Here is a 21,160-nt window from a genome sequence, read left to right as displayed (position 1 = left end):
ATGCCTCAATAATCCTTCGAATATTTCAACCCCGCCCGCGACCCGCCGAACGATCCCGTCTGCGTCAACAGGCTCAGCGCCCGCGTCAGCGCGATTTCCAGCTGGACGGCGGTAAAGCCGCGCGCGTCGGTGATGATCTCGATATAGATATCGTCGGTAATATACTGCCCCGCCGCCAGCGCCATGCCGCGCCCGGTGGTGTCGTCCTCGCCCAGAATCCGCAGCCGGTCGATCCCCGCCGCCGATCGCAATTGCCCCAGCGGATTGAGCCCGCCGCCCGCCGCGCGCAGCGAATTGAGCGCGGCGGCCAGCTGCACCGCTTCAGTCGCCGACAGATTGGTGACCGAGCTGCCAAACAACAGGCGCGACAGCACCTCGTCCTGCGGCAGCGCCGGGGTCGAGGTAAAGGCGATGCGCGGCACCTGTCCGCTGCCCGAAATATTGATGATCGCGGTCACGCCCTCGGCGGTCGTGCTCGCGCCGATATTGATCTGCGGATCGGCGAGCGGCCCGCCCTCGAAACTCACCACGCCGCGCGTCAGCTCGAACCGGCGGCTGGCAAAGCTGTAGGTGCCGCGCACCACCTTCGCCTCGCCGGTCACGATCGGCGCGGCGGAAGTGCCGGTCACCTGCATCCGCGCGCTCCATTCGGATTCCAGCCCCATGCCGGAAACGAACAGCCGGTTGTCGGCGACCAGCGAGATGTTGAGCTTGAAATTGCCGCCGCGCGGCGTGCGCGACGGGCGCTTGCCGTCCGACGTCAGCTCGCTCTTGCGATAGACGCCGGACAGTTCGGGAACTTCGGCCGCGCCCTGGCGGATGATCTGATAACGCGCCTCGGGGATGATGATCCGCCCCTCGATCAATCCGCCGTCCAGTCCGTTGGTTACGCGCAGCTGCCCGGTTGCGGTCGCGCCCAACGCATTGCTGCGGGCGAGGCGCGCGTTGCGAAAGCGCGCCGTGATGTCGATCGGGAAACCTTGCGCCGACGACAGCCCGATCGTGCCCGACGCGATCACCCGGCCATTGCCAGCGACCGCATTCAGCTCGGTAATGTCGAGCGAGTCATTGTCGAACCGCCCCTCCAGCTTCATCTGCGACAGGCGGGTGCCGTAAACTTCGTTCTCGTAAACCAGGTTGGTGCCGCGGACGAGACCGGTGATCTGCGGGGCGTTCAATTGCCCGGAGAAATCCGCCGCAACCGCGACCGGCCCCGACAGCTGTTGCCCGGTAAAACCACCCAGCGAGAACAACACCGCCGACGGCCCATTATAACGGATGCCGCCCGACAGCGCCCCAGCCATCAGCCGTTCGCTCCAACCACCAGCGCCAGCCGGTTGCAACGTCGCTACCAGCCGCCCAATCGTTGTCGGGCCGCGCTTGATCACCGCACGCGCCTCGCTGCCATCGGGGAGCAACCGCCCGATAAACGCGACATCGACCGGTGCGGACACACCAGCCAGACTCGACCGTGTAAACTTGGCGATGTTCAGCCGCATGATCGCCTGTGGGAAACTCACCCCGGTCGGCTGGCGGAAATCGAGCGATCCGGTGGCACTGCCTCCCAGACCCAATCCCGGATATAGCGCGTTGGCGACCGACAGGTCCAGCTTGTCGAGCCGAGCCTGCATCGTCAGCCCGTCGCCCCACACACCTGCCAGCCGCGCGCTGCCCCGGTCGAAATCGATCTTCGCGGGGGCCAGCCGATACGTCCCGTCCGCCACCGCGATCCGTGCCGGTTGCGCGGTCTTGAAATTGATCCCGTTCGCCTTCCCACCCAGCGCGACCAGCCACAGATTTGGCTCGAACTTCGCGTTAGCGGCAACCCGGAACGGCACGCCCGACGACCCTTCCGCCAGCGCCTGAGCACTCCCGCGTCCGCCGCGATAGTCGATCTTCGCGCGCGCCGTGGTCAGCACGAATGCACCGCTCTTCAAATTGGCGACCTGCGCATCGCCGACGATCGCCGGGGCATCGTCGTACAGGACAGCCGTCGCGTTGATGATCGCCCGCCCGATGGTGATCCCCATGTCGCCGGGGATCGTCGCGTTGTTCGCGGTCGCCCGCACCACCGCCTGCTGATATTTGCCCGCCGCCGACAGATCGACATTGCCGTTGATGCCGGAGCCCACGAACGCCAGCGCACCGGCGAATGGTCCCGCCGGGGTCTGGCGCAATTGCCCGGTGATGTCCGTGCCGGCAAAGCGCGCGGTGCGCACGTCCACGGTCAAGGCCTGTCCCGTTCGCACCAGCACATCCGCAGTGAACGGCCCGTAATTGGTGCCGCCGGTCGCCAGAATCGCATAGGCATCGCCCTGCCCGCGAATTCGCGCGTCCAGGTCGACCAGCCCGACGCCCACGCCGGGACGCGGCGCACGCAGATGGATCAGCGGCGCGGTCAGGCTGCCCGTCACCCGCGCCGTCACCGGCCCATAGGCGTTGGAATAGCCATTGGCGTTGAGCAGCAACGCCCCGGCCGGGTCATAACGCCCCGACCCGTTCAGCACCTTGAACTGCGGTGCCGCCAGCTTGAGATTCGAAAACTGGATGATTCCGCTCGGGTCCAGCGCGACGTTGACGCGCAGGATCGCATTCCCGCCCAGGAAATCGCGCACGCCCGCATTGAACAGCCGCGTGCTGCGCCCGACGATCCGCCCCTTGATGCCCCAGCCGCCACCTGCCGCTGCGTACAGATCGGCATCGGTTTCCAGATTGACGATACCGATGCTGTCGATGACGTAGTCGTTGACCCGCCCCTTTAGCGCGCCGGTATAACGGCCGGTGGCCATATCGGCAGCAATGATCGCGGTGGCGTCGATCCGGTCGGATCGGATGCGCAGATTCTCCGACAATATCTGCGTTCCGGTGATCGCCAGATCGCCGTTGATCGTCACATTGGTCAGCAGCCCGCCTGCCGCTGCGTTCAGGCCAGAAACCCGACCCGCGCGCGCCTTTAACGGGATCAGGATGCGGTCGGCATTCACCGTTGCCAGCCCCTCGGCATAGAGCCGCTCGACCACCGTCTCGCCAAAGCCCAGCGCCGCCGCCTGCAGCTTGTAATCCACCGTCGGCGTCGCAAACGGCCCGTTCAGCGCGACCGCACCGATCACCGACCGGCCATTCAGGTTCGGCGCGATCGCGCCTGGCGTCAGCAGCATTGCCTCGACCCGGAACTGGTCGAACGCGCTTTTCGCCAGATCGATGATGCCCGTCGTCGTCAGCGCCATCGCGTTCGACCGCAACCGCAACCGCGTATCGACGCGCCGCCGGTCCAGTACCGCATCCAGCGCGACCTGCATGTTAGGCGCGGTCAGCCGCTCGACCGGCCCCTTCAGATACAGGCCGGGCTGGGTCACGCCGCGCACCTGAAACGCACCCTTGCGCGCCGTGATCGCCAGATCGGCGAGCTGTCCCGCGCCCAGCCGCCCGACCGCACGTCCGCGCCAATTGTCCCAGCCGCCGCGCCCGCTCACCCGCGCTAAAAGTGGTGCCTCGAGCTTAACCAGTCCGGCCACCAGCCCGCCCACGGGAGCCGCCAGATCGGCGCGCAAATCGAACTTGTTGTCGTCCGGCACCGCATCCAGCACCAGCGCCAGCCGATCACCACCGGTTCGTCCCAGCGTCCGCCCATTGACGATCACCCGCGCGCGCCGGTCGGCAATCTTCGCCTTGCCGTTCAGCGTAGCGATATGCCGCCGCCCCGCGACCGGGGCTTCCAGCACCAGCCGGTCGATATTCAGCGATCCGATATCGATATCAAGGTCGGGCAGCATCGGCGCATCCGGATCGCCCGGATTCAATTCGGGCAAGCGCGTTACCCGCACCAACGGGCTGCGCAGCGAGCGGACATCGACATGGTTGTTCAGAAACGCGAACGGTCGCCAGTCCATCGCAATCGACGGCGAGGTCGCAAACACGCCCTTTGGGTCGCTGACCCGCACGTCACGCAGCACCATCGCGCCATAGACCGATCCCTCGATCCGCCCGACCTTGACGTTCAACCCGCTTGCCGTCGTGAACTTGCCGATCTGATCGACGACCAGCCTTTTGCCGACGCCGGTGTTCAGCCCCAGCACCGCGACCAGCAACAGCGCCGCCAATCCGACCAGTGCGATCAACACCCATTTCGCCACGCGCTGCCACATCGGCGCACGCACGATCACAGTCTCGGTAACCTCGGGTTCGACGGCTGCCCCCTGCTCGACCATCAGAATGCCTGACCAATCGAGATATACAGCGCGACCTTGGACTCGCCCGGCTTGCGCCCGATCGGCGTCGCCACATCGAGCCGCAACGGCCCGAAATTGGTGTAGATGCGTCCGCCGATACCTGCGCCAAAGCGGATGCGGCTGAACTGCGGCAGCGTTTCCTCATAGACCTGGCCCGCGTCGATAAACGGCACGATCCCCAGATTGCCGAAACGATAGCGCGCCTCGATGGCGAACTCGTTGAAGCTGCGCCCGCCGACCGGTTTGCCGTCCGGTGCGCGCGGCCCCAGTTCCTGATAGCCAAAGCCGCGCACCGATCCGCCGCCGCCTGCATAATAGCGCCGCGACGGGGCCAGCTCGTTGCGCTCGATCCCCTGGATCGTCCCGAACCGCGCGCGACCGCCGATCACGATCGCGTCGGTTACCGGGTAATAGATCGTCCCCTCCGTCATCACCCGCGCATAGGGGCGCGTGCCGCCGCGCACCGATGCCTCCGGGCTGACGTTCAGCTTCACACGAAACCCGCGCGTCGGGTTGAGCAGATCGTCGGACTTGTCCCACCCGGCGAACAACGGCAGCGCGCCGATGAAATACAGGTTCCGGCGGCGTGCGTTGCGGGTAAAATCGAACCCGTCTTCGCTCGTCCCGACCAGCTCGATGCCATAGCTGTAGGTCAGCGGCTTCTGCCAGATCGGCGTCGAGTCATAGGATACCCGCGCCGACAGCGTGCCGGTCAGTCCGGTAAACGCCTCGACATCCGATCGCAGCGCCGATGCCACGATCTGAAACGTGCGGTCGCGCTGTCGGGCATTGGACCGGCGGAAGGTCGCGGATGCGCCCTGTTCCTGCGTACCCAATATACCGGTGGCGATCAGCGCGCCCTCATCCGGGAACAGGTTGCGATGCGTCCAGCTCACCTCGGCACGGAACCCCTGCCCCGTGCTGAAGCCGACTTCGCCGGCCAATGTGCGCGGCGGTCCCGCCATTTGCCGGACCATCAGATCGACATATTCGGTCCCGTCCGGCCCCGCCTCGCCGGTCTTTACCGGCTCGACCGTCACGGTGGAAAACAGGCTGGTGGCGATCAGCGCATCGCGCAGATCGTCCACCTTGCGCGTATCGTACAGGTCGCCCTGCTTGAACCGGGTCAGCACGTTGATGTGATCCGGCTCGAACACCTTGGTACCCTCGGTCTGGATACCCCGGAAACTCGCGCGCGGCCCGACCGTGACCGGCAACAGATATTCGCCGGTCTGCTTCGCTTCATCCAGCAGGATGTCGCGCTGCCCCACCTCGGCAAAGGGATAGCCGGTCTGCGGAAGCACCAGGCTGACCGCCGCTTCCGCCGCCTGTACGCGGATCGCGTCGATCGGCTCACCCACGCGCAGCGCGAAATTGTCGGCGATCAGGTTCGGTGGCACCGTCGCATCGGCCTCGATCTTGATCGACCCGATCTTGTACAGCGGCCCCGGCACCGCCGCGATCACGGCTGTCACGCCCGTCGCGGGCGGAGGTGCCTGTTCGATCGACGCCACTGCGGTCGCATCATAATAGCCCAGCGACTTCATCAGCCGCACCGCCAGCGCCTCGTCCTCGCGCGCCCGCGCCCCAATGATCGCGGCATTGGCGGCAACCCCGTCGCCATCCTCCAGCGCGGACAGGTCGTTGAACTGATCGTCCAGCCCGATGGTGTCCAGCCCGGTGACGCGGGTGGCATAGCGGATTTCGACGGTCGCCTCATCGTTGGTCGGCGCGACTTCGGCCACCGGCGTGGTGTCGAATTCGGTGATCGGCGGCAGCGGCGCGGCAAGTTCGGTCTCGCTCGGCCCGGTTTCCTCACCCAACAGATCGACGTCCGCTGCCGGCGGTGCGGCCGGGTCGAGCGGCACCATCGGCTCCAGCGGCGCGTTCATGTCGTCGGTCAGCGGCGGCAGCGACTTCTCGAACTCGTCGTCGGGAACGATCGTCGTCGTGTCGGGCTCCGTAGGTGTCTCTGGGGCTGGCTTGGGATCGTCGGCGGGCGCGCTTTGCCCCGGCTTGCCCGCGCTCCCACCGATCTGCGCCAACGCAGTCGCGGGTAGCAGCAGACCGCCCGCAAGCAGCAAGAACAGGAGATTGACGCGCAAAATTTCCAAATCTCCCGAGGGGATCGCGCTCAAGCCGACATTGGCGCGCACCCGCTCGCTAACCTAACGAGCGAGCGGGTGGAAGGTTCAAGCGATAAATCGTTCGATTTCAGCCGCGTGCCTTCGCCTCGGCGCGGAACCGGTGCAACAGCGGCTCGGTATAGCCATTGGGCTGCGCCGACCCCTCGAACACCAGCGAGCGGGCGGCGTGATACGCCAGGCTGGTGTTCTCGTTCCCCGCCATCGGCTGATATAGCGGATCGCCTTCATTCTGCGCATCGACCTTCGCTGCCATTCGCACGAGCGCCGCATCGATATCGTCCTCGGTCGCAACCCCGTGCAGCAGCCAGTTGGCCATATGCTGCGAGCTGATGCGCAACGTCGCGCGATCCTCCATCAGGCCGATATCGTGGATATCCGGCACCTTGGAACAACCGACGCCCTGATCGATCCAGCGAACGACATAGCCAAGGATGCCCTGCGCGTTGTTATCCAGCTCGCGCGCGACCTCATCCGGCGTCCAGTTGCGCCCCGCCTGTGCCACCGGGATCGTCAGCAATGGCCCGAGTGGCGGCACCGCCTCCCCGGCAATCTCCCGCTGCCGCGCGAACACATCGACCTTGTGATAATGCATCGCGTGCAGCGTCGCGGCGGTCGGCGAAGGCACCCACGCGGTATTCGCGCCGCTCATCGGATGGCCGATCTTCACCTCGATCATCTCCGCCATCCGGTCGGGTGCCGCCCACATCCCCTTGCCGATCTGCGCCTTGCCCGACAGCCCGTGCTTCAGCCCGATGCGAACATTGCGATCCTCATACGCCTTGATCCAGCTCGACGCCTTCATCTCCGCCTTGGGCACCATCGGCCCGGCGCGCATCGATGTATGGATCTCGTCGCCGGTGCGGTCGAGGAAGCCAGTGTTGATGAACGCGATCCGCCCTTTCACGGCCTTGATGCACGCGGCGAGGTTGGCGGAGGTCCGCCGCTCCTCATCCATCACCCCGACCTTGATCGTGTGGCGGTCGAGGCCCAGCATATCCTCCACCGCGTCGAACAGCCGGTTGGTGAACCCAGCCTCCTGCGGCCCGTGCATCTTCGGCTTCACGATATAGACGCTGCCCGCACGGCTGTTGCGATGCGTCCCCAGGCCGCGCAGGTCATACAATGCGATAAGGCTGGTCATGATCGCGTCGAGGATGCCTTCTGGCGCTTCACCGCCTTCGATCATCACCGCTGGCGTGGTCATCAGATGCCCGACATTGCGCACGAACAGCAGCGAACGACCGGGCAAGGTCAGATCGCTGGCGTGTGGCCGCTGATACACACGGTCCGCCGCCAGTTCGCGAGTCAGCGTCTTGCCGCCCTTCTCGAACGTCTCGGTCAAATCGCCGCGCATCAGCCCCAGCCAATTGGCATAGGCCGCGACCTTGTCCTCGGCATCGACCGCCGCGATCGAATCCTCCAGATCGACGATCGCGGTCAGCGCACTTTCCAGCACGACATCGGCAATCCCGGCCGGATCGCCGCGCCCGATGATGTGGCTGCGGTCGATCACCACTTCGATATGCAGGCCGTTGTGCACGAACAACAACGTTTCGCCGCGCGTCCCCACCAGCTGCGCCGGATCGGCCAATGGCAGGTCGCCGCCCGCAAAGTCCGTCCACTTCATGCCCGTCAGCGGTACGGCCTCATCCAGAAACGCTTTCGCCGCGGCGATTACCTGTGCGCCGCGCGCTGCGTCATAACCGCCCGGTGTCGCATTTCCCGGCAGCGCATCGGTGCCATAGAGCGCGTCATACAAACTTCCCCATCGCGCATTGGCGGCGTTGAGGACAAATCGGGCATTCAGCGCGGGAACGACGAGTTGCGGCCCCGCCATCGTCGCAACTTCGGCATCGACATGTTCCGTCGTCACTGCAAACTCGTCCGGCTCGGCAACCAGATAGTCGATCGATTTCAGGAACGCTTCCTGCGCCGCCGGATCGCTCGCCCGCGCCGGATCGTCCATGCACCAGACATCGATCTGCTCCTGCAGCATGTCGCGCTTCGCCAGCAGCCCGCGATTCTCACCCGCAAATTTCTCGAAGATCGCCGATGCGTCGCTCCAGAACGCCTCGGCCGCGATGTCCAGATCGGGCAGCACCCGTTCCTCGACGAAGCGCGCAAGCGGCTCGGCCACCGAAAGTCCGGCGCGAGTCTGATAAGCAGTCATTGGAATCCTCCTGGGTAACCTGTGTGCCCTGGGGAGGCGGTCGCTGCTTAGAGGAGGTGGGCGGGGTCGATCAAGACCCCGGATCGATCGCCGCCGCCGCCGCCTCGACCCGTTCCAGCATCGCGCGCAGCTGCGACTGTTCGTCGTCGGTCAGGCTGGCGAAAATGCGACGTTCCAGCTCAAGCGCCTGGGGCGCGATCTGGCGGTACAGTGCCCAGCCATCGCCGCTGAGGTCGAGCAGATGCGAGCGCTGGTCGTCCGGATTAGGCGTGCGGGTAATCAGCGCGCGTTCGTACAGCGAGATCGCCGCGCGGCTCACTGTCACCTTGTCCATCCGCGTGCGTCCACACAGCGCCTGCTGGCTCATCGATCCGAACTCGGCAAGCACAGTGACCAGCCGCCACTCCGGGATGCGCAGGCCGAACTGGGCGTGATAGGCCCCGGCGATCGTCCCCGACACGCGGTTCGACGCCACCGACAGGCGGTAAGGCAGGAACGCATCGAGTTTGAGTGTTGCCGTCATATGACACTAAATGCCCAAATCCCGGTTCGGACGCAATGACAGCAAAGCTTCATTGCGCCCCAACCGGGACTTTCGACAGATTATATCAGGTCATTTCACGCGCCTGGACCCGCTCCAGCCGTGGCGACAACAGGTGGATCGCCGCGACCGCGATGAAATAGGTCACGGTGCACGCCGCAAAGATCAGCGTGTAATTGCCGGCCGTCGCATCCAGAACCAGCCCGGTGGACTTGGCCATAATCATGCCGCCGACGCCGCCCGCGAACCCGCCCAGCCCGATGACCGAACCCACCGCACGTTTGGGGAACATGTCGGGCGGGATCGACAGAATGTTCGATGAAAACGCCTGATGCCCCGCCAGCGCGATGCCGATCAGCACCACTGCCAGCCACATATTCTCCAGCCCGCTGACGAACAGCAACGGCAACACGCAACACCCGGCGATCAACATCGTCGTCTTGCGCGCGAAGTTCACGCTATGCCCGCGCTGGATCAGTTTGGACGACAGCCACCCGCCCGCGATGCTGCCGACGTCCGACAACAGATACATGACGATCATCGGCAACAGCACGACCTTCAGGTCGACATTATAGGTCGAGCTGAAATACTTCGGCAGCCAGAACAGCATCAGGAACCACACCGGATCGGTCAGGAATTTGCCGATGGCGAACGCCCATGCCTCGCGCGTGCGCACCACCGCGCTCCAGCCGATCTTTTCGACCTGTTCCGGCGGATCATGCTCGATCCACGCCAGCTCGCCCTCGCTTACCGTGCCGGTTTCGCGCGGGTTGTTATAGAATTTCAGCCACAGGATCAGCAGAATGACGCCGAACAGGCCCGAATAGATAAAGGTGTCGCGCCAGTCCAAACCCAGCCAGGTCATGAACACCCACAGGGTCGGCGCGGTCAGGATCACACCGATCGTGGTCGCGGAGTTGACCCAACCGATGGCGTAAGCGCGTTCCTTCTGGGGAAACCATTCGCTGCTCGCCCGCACGACCGAAGGAAAATGCCCGGCCTCGCCCACGCCCAGCACGACGCGCGCCGCCATGAACGATGCGACCGAGGAGGCGAAGCCGTGCGCGACATGGCCCACCGTCCAGATCGTGATGGCGATGCCATAGCCGATCTTCGGCCCGAACCGGTCGACCAGCCAGCCCATCAGCAAGAAGCCTAACGCATAGGCCGCCTGAAACGCAGTGACGATGTTGCCGTAATCATTCTCGTTCCAGCCAAGCTCTTCGCCCAGCCCGGGCGCGAGAAGCCCCAGCATCGTGCGGTCGATATAATTGACCGTGGTGGCGAAAAACAGCAGCGCGATAATCAGCCAGCGACGCCCGCCCACTTTCGCAACCACTGCTGCGCGTACCGTTTCGGCCGGGTTTTCAGCCCGCGTCGTGTCCATTTAGCTTCTCCTGCTTCCTCTCGGGCGTGGCTGCTTCGATCGAGCAGCTCACACGCATATCCTTGAACATGGCGACGACGTGCGCGCCCGGCGCGACTTCGTGTACGCCGGTTACTGCGCCCGACGAAACCCATTGTCCGGCCTTGAGCGCGATGCCGCGTGCGGCGAGCGCCTCGAACAGGAAGCGCGCGGCACCGATTGGGCCGTCCAGCATCTGCGCCGCCGTCGCCGCGCCCGCCTCGACACCGTCGATCGTCAGGGAAACCGGCCAGTCGATGAAATCGACATTGTGCCAGTTGGCAATCGCATCGCCAATCACCAGCCCGTAATTGTTGCCGAAATCGGAAATGGTGACCAACGGCCCCATCGCGTTGATGCCGGGAAAGGGCGAACTGGCAATCTCCAGTCCGACATGCACCGCGTCGATCAGGTCGGCCGCTTCCTCCATCGTGTAACTGGTTTTCGTCGGATCGGGGGTGCGGGCGATGCGTAGCAGAAACTCCGCCTCAGCCGCCGCAAAACCTTCCGCGAACACCGGCATCGCCAGCCCGTCGGTGGCATCGCACACGCTGTCGGCGAAAATCGGTCCGGCCAAGCGGTTGGTGCCCAGTTCGCCGTCGAGCGGCGGGCCGATCTTGCCGACTTTCCACCCCACGACATCGCCACTCGCCAGCGCCAGCGCACGATCCTGAATGGCATAGGCATCCGCGATCGAGGACGGCGGTTCGCCGGGATAGTCGGGCAGCCCGCTCGCGGTGCGGCGCGCGGCGACGAACGCCTCCGCAATCCCGTCCAATCTGTTCATCCACCCCTCACTCATCTTCTTTGCGCCGGGGGTAATGGAAACCGGTGTCATTGACAAGGGCGCTGTATCATCGATCCAGCAACGTCGCAGTCTCGCCGTTGCGGATCGCGGCAAGCGCGCTTTCGACGGCGTTACGGAACGGCGCATACGCCGTCAGTGCGGGCGGGAAAATCGCATCGAGTGCCAATAATCGTTCCGTTAATTGTGCCGGGTCCGCGCCGAGTGCGACCTCCGCCAGTTGCGCGGCCAGGGGATCGGTAATCGCCTCGCCCGCATCTACGCGCGCCGCGATAAACGCCATCCACGCCGCCACCGGCACTGCCAGCCGATCGACCGGCCGCCCCGCCCGGATCACCGCCGCAACGGTATCGAGCAGCCGGTACGGCAGCTTTTGCGACCCGTCCCACGCGATCTGTGACAACAGATGCCGGATCGCCGGATTGCGGAAGCGCGTCAGCACGTCCTGCGTATAAGCCGCATGGTCCAATCCGGCGACTGGATCGAGCACCGGCACGATATCCTCCAGCGCCAGCCGCTCAACAAACGCCGCCAGCTTCGGCTCAACCATCGTATCGGCGACGGTTTCAAGTCCTAGCGCCAGCCCCAGATAGGCCTGGCTGGAGTGCAGCCCGTTCAGAATGCGCAACTTGGCCCGCTCATAACCGCCGACATCGCTAGTCAATGTCGCCCCCGCGCCCGCAAGGTCGGGGCCGTCGGCCAGTTCATATGGTCCGATCACCCATTGCGTGAACGCCTCACGCTGCACCGCCGCGCGATCCTTCAGCCCGATCCCGTCGGCAATCCGCGCCAGAAACGCGGCGTCGCTCGCGGGCGTAATCGAATCAACCATCGTATCGGGAAACGCCGCCTCCGCCGCGATCCACGTCGCCAGTTCAGCATCGCGAGTCGCCGCCAGTGCGATCGTCGCCGCACGCAACTTGCCGCCGTTGCCCGACAGATTGTCACAACACAGCACCGCGAATGGAGCCACCCCTGCGGCCCGCCGCGCCGCGAACCCGGCTACCAGCCAGCCCACGAAACTCCGCGGCTCGCCACCCTCATGGTCATGTACGATATCGGGGTGCGCCATATCGAGCGTCCCGTCACCGCTCAGGCAATAGCCCTTCTCGGTCACCGTCGAAGTCACGATCCGTACCGCCGGGTCCGCCAACAATTCCGCCACACGCTTACCGCCGCCCGGCCCGATCCACTCACGATGCGCGCCGATCACCCGCATCGACGGCTCGCGGTCCAATACACCCAGTGTGTAAAGCCCATCCTGCGCCGCCAGCGCCTCGACCGTTCCCGCCGACCGCAGCGACACCGCCGCAATTCCCCAACGCGGATCGCTCGCCAGCACCAGGTCGAAATAGGCCGCCTGATGCGCCCGGTGAAACGCCCCCGGCCCGAAATGGACGACACCGATCGATACGCTCGCCGGATCATAGGCCGGACGCGCCACGCCTGCGGGCAGCGCAGCCAGCGTCTCAAGCGACAGTCGGTTCATAGCGTCACACCCCGTTTCCAGATCGCAATCTCGCGCTCGTCATTGCGCTCAGCTGCAACTTCTTCACCCGAAGCGATCGCGGCGATTTTCTGCAACAGGTGATCCGCCGCCGCATCCGCACCCTCGGTCAACACCCGCCCCGCGTCGAAATCGATCCAGCCGGATTTGCGCGCGGCAAGGTCCGAATTCGACGCGATCTTCAGCGTCGGTGCTGGAAACCCCACCGGCGTTCCCCGCCCGGTGGTGAACAAAATCACCGTCGCCCCCGCCGCCGACAGCGCGGTCGACGACACCGCATCATTGCCCGGCGCCTCCAGCAGCGTCAGTCCGCGCCGCTTCACTTGCGCGCCATAATCGATCACATCGGTGACGATCGCCTGCCCGCCCTTTTGCACCGCGCCCAGGCTCTTTTCCTCCAGCGTGGTGATGCCGCCCGCGATATTCCCCGGCGACGGATTCTCCGACACCGGCTCGCCATGGTCGAGGAAATAGCGTTTGAAGCGGTTCACCAGCGCGCCGATCGCATCGAACGTCGCCGCATCGGCGGCGCGCGCCATCAGCAATTGCTCGGCCCCGAAAATCTCCGGAATCTCGGTCAGGATCGCGGTGCCCCCGGCACCGGTCACGCGATCGGCCATGACGCCGACCAGCGGATTGGCGGTCAGCCCGGACAGCCCGTCCGACCCGCCGCACTTCACCCCCAGCACCAGCCGGTCCAGCCCCATTTCCTCACGCGTTGCGGTCGCCGCGATCTCCGCCAGCTCAAGCACCGCCGCTACACCCTCGGCAATCTCGTCCGACGCCGCCTGCGCGCCAACCGTCCGCACCCGCGCACGCACATCGGCTGGCAGCGTTTCCAGCAGCGCCGACAATTGGTTCGATTCGCACCCGAGCCCGACCAGCAGCACCCCACCCGCATTGGGATGCCGCGCCAGCCCCGCCAAAATCGAGCGCGTCCCATCCAGATCGCCACCCAGCTGCGAACAGCCGAACGGGTGGGTGAAGGCATGCACACCGTCGATTCCTGCCGGCACCAGCACACCGGCCTTCGCCGCGATCTTTTGTGCCGTGCGCGCGACACAGCCAACGGTCGGCAGCACCCAGATCTCGTTGCGCGTCCCCGCCCGCCCATCGGCCCGCGCATAGCCGCGCCAGCGCACCGGCGAGGGAATCGACTTGCGCGCCGCGATGCCCGCGCCCGCGTCGTAGGCCGCCTCACCCACCAGCGCAGTCGCCACATTATGCGCATGAACATGCGCACCCGGCGCGATCGCCGCCGTCGCGCGCCCGATCGGAAAGCCATATTTGACGACCGGATCGCCCGGTGCATGCGGGATCAACGCCAGTTTGTGCGCGCGCGGCACCGCATCGCTCAGCGTCACGCCGAGTATGGTTTCCCCTGCGGCTAGGTCACGCAACGCCGTCGCCACGCTATCAGCGGGATGGATTTGAAGAGCAGCAAGATTCATCATACGAATACCGGTGTCACTACTTCACACTGCCACGATTGGCTAGGGGTCGGTTGCGCGCTATGCAATCGCCATGAAGAAAACGGGGCAGGCAACAATCAACGACGTCGCGCGACTGGCGAACGTTTCGAAAAAGACGGTCAGCCGTGTCATCAACCGCTCCCCCCTGCTGAATCAGGAAACGCGCGAGCGGGTGGAGAAGGTTATCGCCGACATCGGCTATGTGCCCAATCCGCAGGCGCGCGCGCTGGCGCTGCGCCGCAATTTCCTGATCGGCCTGATCCACGACAACCCCAACCCGCACATGGTGCTGAACGTGCAACAGGGGTTGCTGGAGGTGCTGCGCGACACCGAGTTCGAGCTGATCGTCCACCCGGTCGATCGCGGCTCCCCGACGATGCTCGACGATATCCGCCGCTTCCTCGAACGCCAGCGGCCCTATGGCGTGATGATCCTGCCGCCGATCTCCGAAAACGACACGCTAGCCGCGCTGTGCGAGGAAATCGGCGCGCGTTACGTCAGGATGGGATCGGCCCCGTTCGACGACGACAATCACATGGTCGCGTCCAACGACCGTGAGGCGGTGTGCGGCGCGGTGACGCATCTGATCGAGGCGGGGCATCGCCGCATCGGTCTTGTCATCGGCCCGCATGGCTTCCGTTCGGCGCATGAGCGGCAACAGGGTTATGAAGCCGCACTCGACGCCGCCGATATCCCGATCCAGCGCACGCTGATCGCACAGGGCGACTATACGTTCGAATCCGGCATGCGCGCGGCAGAGCGCCTGCTCGACCTGTCGCCGCGTCCGACCGCCGTGTTCAGTTCGAACGATGCGATGGCGGCGGGCGTCCTCCACACCGCCCGGCAACGCGGGCTGGAAGTCCCGCGCGACCTGTCGATCGTCGGCTTCGACGACACCTCGATCGCCTCGCACCTCTGGCCGCCGCTCACCACGGTTCGCTGGCCGATCGCAACGATGGCACGGGCCGCCGGATTGAAGTTGATCGGGGACGGCGAAGATGAGGAAAGTGGCGAATCGCTGTTCGTATCGACCCTGATCCGTCGCGCTTCGGTTGCTGCCCCGATGGAATGAAGCGTTGAAAAAGAACCTGACACCGGTTACCGGGTCGGGACAAACTAGAGAGAGGAAGTTCGGCAGTGCGCCCTCTGGCACTCGATCCCGACCGGCTGTTTCCCGCCGACCCGACGACGCGCAGCATCGCCCGCACGCTATATGCGGAGGTCGCGGACCTGCCGATCGTAAGCCCGCACGGTCACACCGATCCGGCGTGGTTTGCAACCAACGATGCGTGGGAAAACGCGACCGAATTGCTGCTCGCGCCAGACCATTATGTGTTCCGCATGCTCTATTCGCAGGGGGTGGACCTCGACGCGCTACGCGTGCCACGGCTGAGCGGCGTCCCTGCAACGGATCCGCGCGCGGCGTGGCGGCTGTTCGCCAGCAACTATCACCTGTTTCGCGGCACGCCCTCGCGCATGTGGCTCGACCATGTTTTCGCGGAAGTGTTCGGCTTCAACCAGGCGCTCGAAGCCGCCACCGCCGACAGCTATTACGACGCGATCAACGCAGCCCTCGCCACCCCGGAATTCCGCCCGCGCGCGTTGTTCGATCGCTTCCGCATCGACTTCCTCGCCACGACCGAGGGCGCGGACGATCCGCTCGAACATCATGCTGCGATCCGCAAATCGGGCTGGGCCGGACGCGTCGTCACCACCTATCGCCCCGATTCGGTGATCGATGTCGAGCATGAGGCATTCGCGGGCGCGCTCGAAGCATTCGCCGGCCTGACGGGTGAAGATGTCCACAGCTGGACCGGCTATCTCGCCGCGCACCGCAAGCGCCGCGCCGATTTCCGCATCGCCGGGGCGACCGCTACCGACCACGGCTTCGCCACCGCGCAGACCGCCAACCTCTCGACCGCCGAGTCAGAAACCCTGTTCGCACGCATCATCGGCGGCACATGGGACGCCGCCGACGCCGAGCTGTTCCGCGCGCAAATGCTCACCGAAATGGCGAAGATGAGCGTCGAGGATGGCATGACGATGCAGATCCATCCCGGCGCCTGCCGCAACCATAATGCCAAGCTGTTCCACAGCCACGGCCGCGACAAGGGTGCGGATATTCCGACCCGCACCGATTATGTCGGCGCGCTGAAACCGATGCTGGACGTGGTCGGCAACGAGCCGGACCTGACCGTCATCCTCTTCACCCTTGACGAGTCCACCTACGCCCGCGAGCTCGCGCCGCTGGCGGGTCATTATCCTTGCCTGCGACTTGGCCCGAGCTGGTGGTTCCACGATTCGCCGGAGGGCATGCGCCGTTTCCGCGAGATGACGACCGAGACCGCCGGTTTCTACAACACCGTCGGCTTCAACGACGACACCCGCGCCTTCCTGTCGATCCCCGCGCGGCACGATGTTGCGCGCCGCATCGATTGCGGCTTCCTCGCCCGCCTCGTCGCCGAAGGGCGGCTGGAGGATTGGGAAGCCGTCGATCTGGCGCAGGAACTGACCAACGGCCTCGTCCGCAAAGCCTATAAACTCGATAATCTCACCCCGGTCGCAGCAGCGGCCTGACTGGAGTCTCCCATGTTCGATCGCACTTACTACGCCACGCATCCCGACATGATGGAGTGCGTCTCCAATGAGGAACTGCGCGACCGCTATCTGATCCCCGGCCTGTTCCGCGAAGGCGAGGTCGTCCTCAACTACACGCATGCCGACCGTTTCGTGATCGGCGGCGTCGCGGTCGGCAGCGCCCCGGTGCTGCTCCCCGCGCAGACCGAACCCGCCTCCGCCGTCGGCCACCCCTTCCTCGAACGCCGCGAGATGGCGGTCGTCAATGTCGGCAGCGTCGAAGGCACCGTCACCGTCGATGGCGAGAGCTTCACGCTGGGCAACAAGGACTGCCTCTACGTCACGATGGGCGCAAAGGACGTGTCGTTCAGCGGCCCCGGCGCGCGCTTCTACATCGCCTCATGCCCCGCGCATAAGGGCTTCCAGACCCGCAAGCTCGGCATCGCCGACGCCAACAAGCTCGAGCGCGGCAGCCTGGAGGAATCGAACGAGCGCACCATCTTTCAGCTCGTCATCCCCGGCGTGTGCGACAGCGCGCAGCTGGTCATGGGCCTGACCGTGCTGAAGCCCGGCAGCGTGTGGAACACCATGCCACCGCACATTCACGAGCGCCGCAGCGAGATCTATTTCTACTTCGAACTGGACGATCTCGATAAGGATCGCGTGTTCCATTACATGGGCGAAGAAGACGCGATGCGTCACATCGTGATCCAGAACGAAGAGGCCGTGATCAGCCCGCCCTGGTCGGTCCATATGGGTTCCGGCACCAAGGCCTATGCGTTCATCTGGGCGATGGCTGGCGAGAACCAGGATTATACCGACATGAACGTCCTCGACATCTGCCAGCTGGCGTGAAGCTCCCCTCCCGCTTGCGGGAGGGGTTGGGGGAGGGCTTGTCCGCCAGTCCTCCGTCCGAAACAGTCCCTCCCCTAACCCCTCCCGCAAGCGGGAGGGGGACTTGGAACGACCCATGACCAACCCCTTCGACCTGACCGGCAAGGTTGCCATCGTCACCGGTGCCAACACCGGCATCGGCCAGGGCATCGCGCTGGCCCTCGCCGCCGCCGGTGCGGACATCGCCGCCGTCGGCCGCTCCGCCGCGACCGAAACCGTCGAAAAAGTCCGCGCGCTCGGCCGCCGCGCCGAGATCATCAGCGCCGACCTCTCGACGATCGAGCCGGTCCAGCGCGTGGTGGAAGAGACGCTGGATAAGCTCGGCGGTCTCGACATCCTCGTCAACAATGCCGGCATCATCCGCCGCAACGATGCGGTCGATTTTACCGAGGAAGACTGGAACACGGTGATGGACACCAACCTCAAATCGGTGTTCTTCCTGTGCCAGGCGGCGGCGCGGCACATGATCCCCAATGGCGGCGGCAAGATCATCAACATCGCCTCGATGCTGACCTTTCAGGGCGGCATCCGCGTGCCGAGCTACACCGCATCCAAATCGGGCGTGGGCGGCCTGACCAAGCTGCTGGCAAACGAATGGGCAAGCAAGGGCATCACCGTCAACGCGATTGCGCCCGGCTATATCGCCACCAACAATACGGCGGCGCTGCAGGCGGATGAGAACCGCAACCGATCGATCATGGAGCGTATTCCGGCGGGCCGCTGGGGTGATCCATCCGATCTTGGCGGCGCGGCGGTTTTCCTCGCCTCCAGCGCATCGGACTATGTGCAGGGCCACATCCTCGCGGTAGATGGCGGCTGGCTGGCGCGGTGATGCCAGCGTCGCGGGGAAAAGCGTAATGACCGGTCGCATCGTCTGTTTCGGGGAACTCCTGCTCCGCCTTACCGCGCCCGGCCGCGAGTTGCTGATGCAGACCGGCCACCTCGACGTGCATGTCGGCGGTGCCGAGGCCAATGTCGGCGTCGGCCTCGCCAGCCTTGGCCACCCGGTTTCAATGGTCAGCGCGGTGCCGGACAATCCACTGGGTCAGGCCGCGATCCGCTTCGTGCGCGGCTACGGCGTCGATGCGTCGAACGTCCAGTTGCGCGACGGCCGCATGGGGCTGTATTTCCTGTCGGTCGGCGCGGGCCTTCGCGCCTCCGATATCGTCTATGACCGCGCCGCCTCGTCCTTCGCCGAAGCCCCGGCCGACGCGTTCGACTGGCGCACGATCCTCAACGGCGCGAGCATGCTCCACCTCTCCGGCATCACCCCCGCACTCGGCCCCGCGACTGCGCAGGCCGCGATTCGCGCTGCCGAGACCGCACGCGACATGGGCGTGCCCGTCAGCTTCGACGGCAATTACCGCGCCCGCCTGTGGAAAGCATGGGACAGCGATCCGCGCGGGGTGCTGACCCAACTCGTCAGCCTCGCCGACACGATGTTCGGCAACCACCGCGATGTCTCGCTGCTGCTCGGCAAGACCTTCTCCGGTGACGGGTCCGACCGCCGCCGCGAGGCTGCCGAGGCCGCCTTCGACGCCTTCCCGAACCTGAAACGCATCGCCTCGACCGCACGCCATGTCGACGATGCCGACCGCCACCGCATCGCCGGTCGGATCGACACGCCCGAGCGCGGCTACCAGACCGAGGAAGTCGTGGTTGCCGGGATCATCGATCGCATCGGCGGCGGGGACGCCTTTGCGGCAGGTATCCTCCACGGCGTGCTGTCGGGACAGGATTTGGAGGGCATTGTCACTTCGGGCCTCGCGCTCACCTGCCTCAAGCATTCGCTCCCCGGCGACGCCAGCCTGTTCGGGCAGGCGGACATCGACGCGTTCCTCGAAGGCGGACTGGACGTGCGACGGTGATCGGGCGGCGGACGCTTCTGGGGGCGGGTGCCATACTGACGGCCCTGCCCACCGCCGCGTTCGCCCAGACCGACCCCGTCGCCACCGGCAAGGGCGGACGCTGGCAGGGCAAGCGCGACGGCAACACCGCCGCCTTTCTCGGTATCCGCTATGGCAACGACACCAGCCGCACCCGCTTCCGCCCCGCGAGCGCACCGGATGCGGCCCGTGACACGCTGACCGCCACCGAGTTCGCCGCCAGTTGCCCGCAAACCGGGCGCGCATCCAACCAGCGCGAGGATTGCCTGTTCCTCAACGTCTGGACGCCGCAAGCCAACTCGAACGCGAGCCGCCCCGTCATGGTCTATTTCCACGGCGGCGCTTACTCGAACGGCACCGTCATCGAACCGCAAGTGTTCGGCCAGACGCTCGCTGAAAAAGGCGATGTGGTCGTCGTCACCGTCAATCACCGGCTCAATGCGCTGGGTTATCTGTACCTCGCCCGGCTCGATCCTCGCTTCCCCGACAGCGGCAATAACGGCCAGCTCGACCTGATCCTCGCGCTGAAATGGGTGCGCGACAACATCGCCGGATTCGGCGGCGATCCGCGCAGGGTGATGGTGTTCGGCCAGTCCGGCGGAGGTGCGAAGATCGCCACGCTGATGGGCATGCCCGCCGCCACAGGCCTGTTCCACACCGCCGCAACGATGTCCGGTCAGCAAGTCACCGCCAGCGGCCCGTTGAACGCCACCCGCCGCGCCGAAGCCTTGCTCGACCGGTTGAAAGCCAAACCCGGCGACCTGATCGACATGCCGGTCGAGAAATTGATCGAGGGGCTGAAGGCCGAAGACCCGATCCTCGGCGGCGGGGTCTATATGGGCCCGGTGCTCGACATGAAATGGCTGACCCGCCACCCCTTCTGGCCCGACGCCAATCCGCTGGGCAATGGCATCCCGCTGATCCTCGGCAATACCCGCGACGAGACCCGCGCCTTCGACGATCCCAAGTCCGACGTTGTCCGCACGCTCGACTGGGCCAACCTCGCCGCCCGCATCGCCCCGCGCCTGCGCATCGACGCCCACCCCGAATGGGTCGTCGCCGAGTATCGCAAGCAATTCCCCCGCTGGTCCCCGACCGAAATCTTCTACGCCGCCACCACCGCCGGCCGGAGCTGGCGCGGCCAGGTGATCGAGGCGGAAGAACGCGCGAAAGCAGGCGTCCCCGCCTGGGTCTATCAGCTCGATTACATCTCGCCGATAGAACCCGATCGCGGTGCCGCGCACACGCATGACATCCCGCTGGTGTTCGGCACGATCGGCGCGGAAGGGACGACGTCCGGCACCGGCCCGGCGGCTCGGGCGGTGTCCGTCACAATGCTCCACGCCTTCGTTAACCTCGCGGCGACGGGCAACCCCAACGGCAAGGGTGTTCCCGCATGGCCGAAACACACGCTGCCGCAGCGCCAGACGATGCTCTTCGATGCACGCAGCCGGGTGGCGAACGATCCGCGCCAATGGCAGCGCGAACTGTTCGCGCGGATTCCGTACATTCAGCCGGGAACTTGAA

General features: G+C 65.5%; 14 protein-coding genes. 6 read left to right on the top strand and 8 right to left on the bottom strand.

The features are described 5' to 3' along the window. Window positions 1–5 precede the first annotated feature (5 nt). The 8 genes from U1702_RS16955 to U1702_RS16920 form a co-directional block, all read right to left on the bottom strand. Complete coding sequence (locus U1702_RS16955) at window positions 6–4,208, bottom strand: translocation/assembly module TamB domain-containing protein (protein ID WP_332726345.1); 4,203 nt, start codon at window positions 4,206–4,208, stop codon at window positions 6–8. Continuing rightward, a complete protein-coding gene (locus U1702_RS16950) occupies window positions 4,208–6,334 on the bottom strand; it encodes an autotransporter assembly complex protein TamA (RefSeq protein ID WP_332726344.1) in 2,127 nt (708 codons plus the stop codon). Before U1702_RS16950 ends, U1702_RS16955 begins: the two co-directional genes overlap by 1 nt. Before the next feature lie 109 nt (window positions 6,335–6,443). Beyond that, window positions 6,444–8,546: a malate synthase G gene (locus U1702_RS16945; protein WP_332726343.1), complete on the bottom strand. Its 2,103-nt coding sequence runs from the start codon at window positions 8,544–8,546 to the stop codon at window positions 6,444–6,446. A gap of 70 nt (window positions 8,547–8,616) precedes the next feature. Continuing rightward, on the bottom strand, window positions 8,617–9,069 hold the full coding sequence (locus U1702_RS16940) for a MarR family winged helix-turn-helix transcriptional regulator (protein WP_332726342.1): 453 nt from the start codon (window positions 9,067–9,069) through the stop codon (window positions 8,617–8,619). Window positions 9,070–9,154: 85 nt separating this feature from the next. Further along, a complete protein-coding gene (locus U1702_RS16935) occupies window positions 9,155–10,474 on the bottom strand; it encodes an MFS transporter (protein ID WP_332726341.1) in 1,320 nt (439 codons plus the stop codon). Continuing rightward, on the bottom strand, window positions 10,455–11,279 hold the full coding sequence (locus U1702_RS16930; protein ID WP_332726340.1) for a 2-keto-4-pentenoate hydratase: 825 nt from the start codon (window positions 11,277–11,279) through the stop codon (window positions 10,455–10,457). The genes U1702_RS16935 and U1702_RS16930 overlap by 20 nt, the downstream gene beginning before the upstream one ends. 67 nt (window positions 11,280–11,346) lie before the next feature. After that, entirely contained in the window at window positions 11,347–12,786 is a 1,440-nt protein-coding gene (locus tag U1702_RS16925) for a mannitol dehydrogenase family protein (protein WP_332726339.1), read from the bottom strand. Beyond that, complete coding sequence (locus tag U1702_RS16920; protein WP_332726418.1) at window positions 12,783–14,255, bottom strand: UxaA family hydrolase; 1,473 nt, start codon at window positions 14,253–14,255, stop codon at window positions 12,783–12,785. The genes U1702_RS16925 and U1702_RS16920 overlap by 4 nt, the downstream gene beginning before the upstream one ends. Window positions 14,256–14,328: 73 nt before the next feature. Here U1702_RS16920 and U1702_RS16915 point away from each other — a divergent pair, with 73 nt between their 5' ends. The 6 genes from U1702_RS16915 to U1702_RS16890 all read left to right on the top strand — a co-directional run bounded on the left by U1702_RS16915 (window position 14,329) and on the right by U1702_RS16890 (window position 21,159). Next, entirely contained in the window at window positions 14,329–15,348 is a 1,020-nt protein-coding gene (locus tag U1702_RS16915) for a LacI family DNA-binding transcriptional regulator (RefSeq protein WP_332726338.1), read from the top strand. A gap of 65 nt (window positions 15,349–15,413) precedes the next feature. After that, window positions 15,414–16,853 (top strand): glucuronate isomerase, encoded by a 1,440-nt coding sequence (gene uxaC, locus U1702_RS16910; protein ID WP_332726337.1) that lies wholly within the window; start codon window positions 15,414–15,416, stop codon window positions 16,851–16,853. A gap of 12 nt (window positions 16,854–16,865) precedes the next feature. Next, window positions 16,866–17,708, top strand: coding sequence for a 5-dehydro-4-deoxy-D-glucuronate isomerase (kduI, locus tag U1702_RS16905; RefSeq protein WP_332726336.1), 843 nt, complete (start codon window positions 16,866–16,868; stop codon window positions 17,706–17,708). Window positions 17,709–17,823: 115 nt separating this feature from the next. After that, on the top strand, window positions 17,824–18,579 hold the full coding sequence (kduD, locus tag U1702_RS16900; protein ID WP_332726335.1) for a 2-dehydro-3-deoxy-D-gluconate 5-dehydrogenase KduD: 756 nt from the start codon (window positions 17,824–17,826) through the stop codon (window positions 18,577–18,579). Between the two features lie 25 nt (window positions 18,580–18,604). Beyond that, a complete protein-coding gene (locus U1702_RS16895; protein ID WP_332726334.1) occupies window positions 18,605–19,615 on the top strand; it encodes a PfkB family carbohydrate kinase in 1,011 nt (336 codons plus the stop codon). Further along, on the top strand, window positions 19,612–21,159 hold the full coding sequence (locus tag U1702_RS16890) for a carboxylesterase/lipase family protein (RefSeq protein WP_332726333.1): 1,548 nt from the start codon (window positions 19,612–19,614) through the stop codon (window positions 21,157–21,159). Before U1702_RS16895 ends, U1702_RS16890 begins: the two co-directional genes overlap by 4 nt. The last annotated feature ends 1 nt before the right edge of the window (window position 21,160 follow it).

Origin of the sequence: Sphingomonas sp. LT1P40 (genome assembly GCF_036663835.1) — a bacterium.
Taxonomy (GTDB): domain Bacteria; phylum Pseudomonadota; class Alphaproteobacteria; order Sphingomonadales; family Sphingomonadaceae; genus Sphingomonas.
This window is presented reverse-complemented; position numbering and strand designations above follow the sequence as displayed.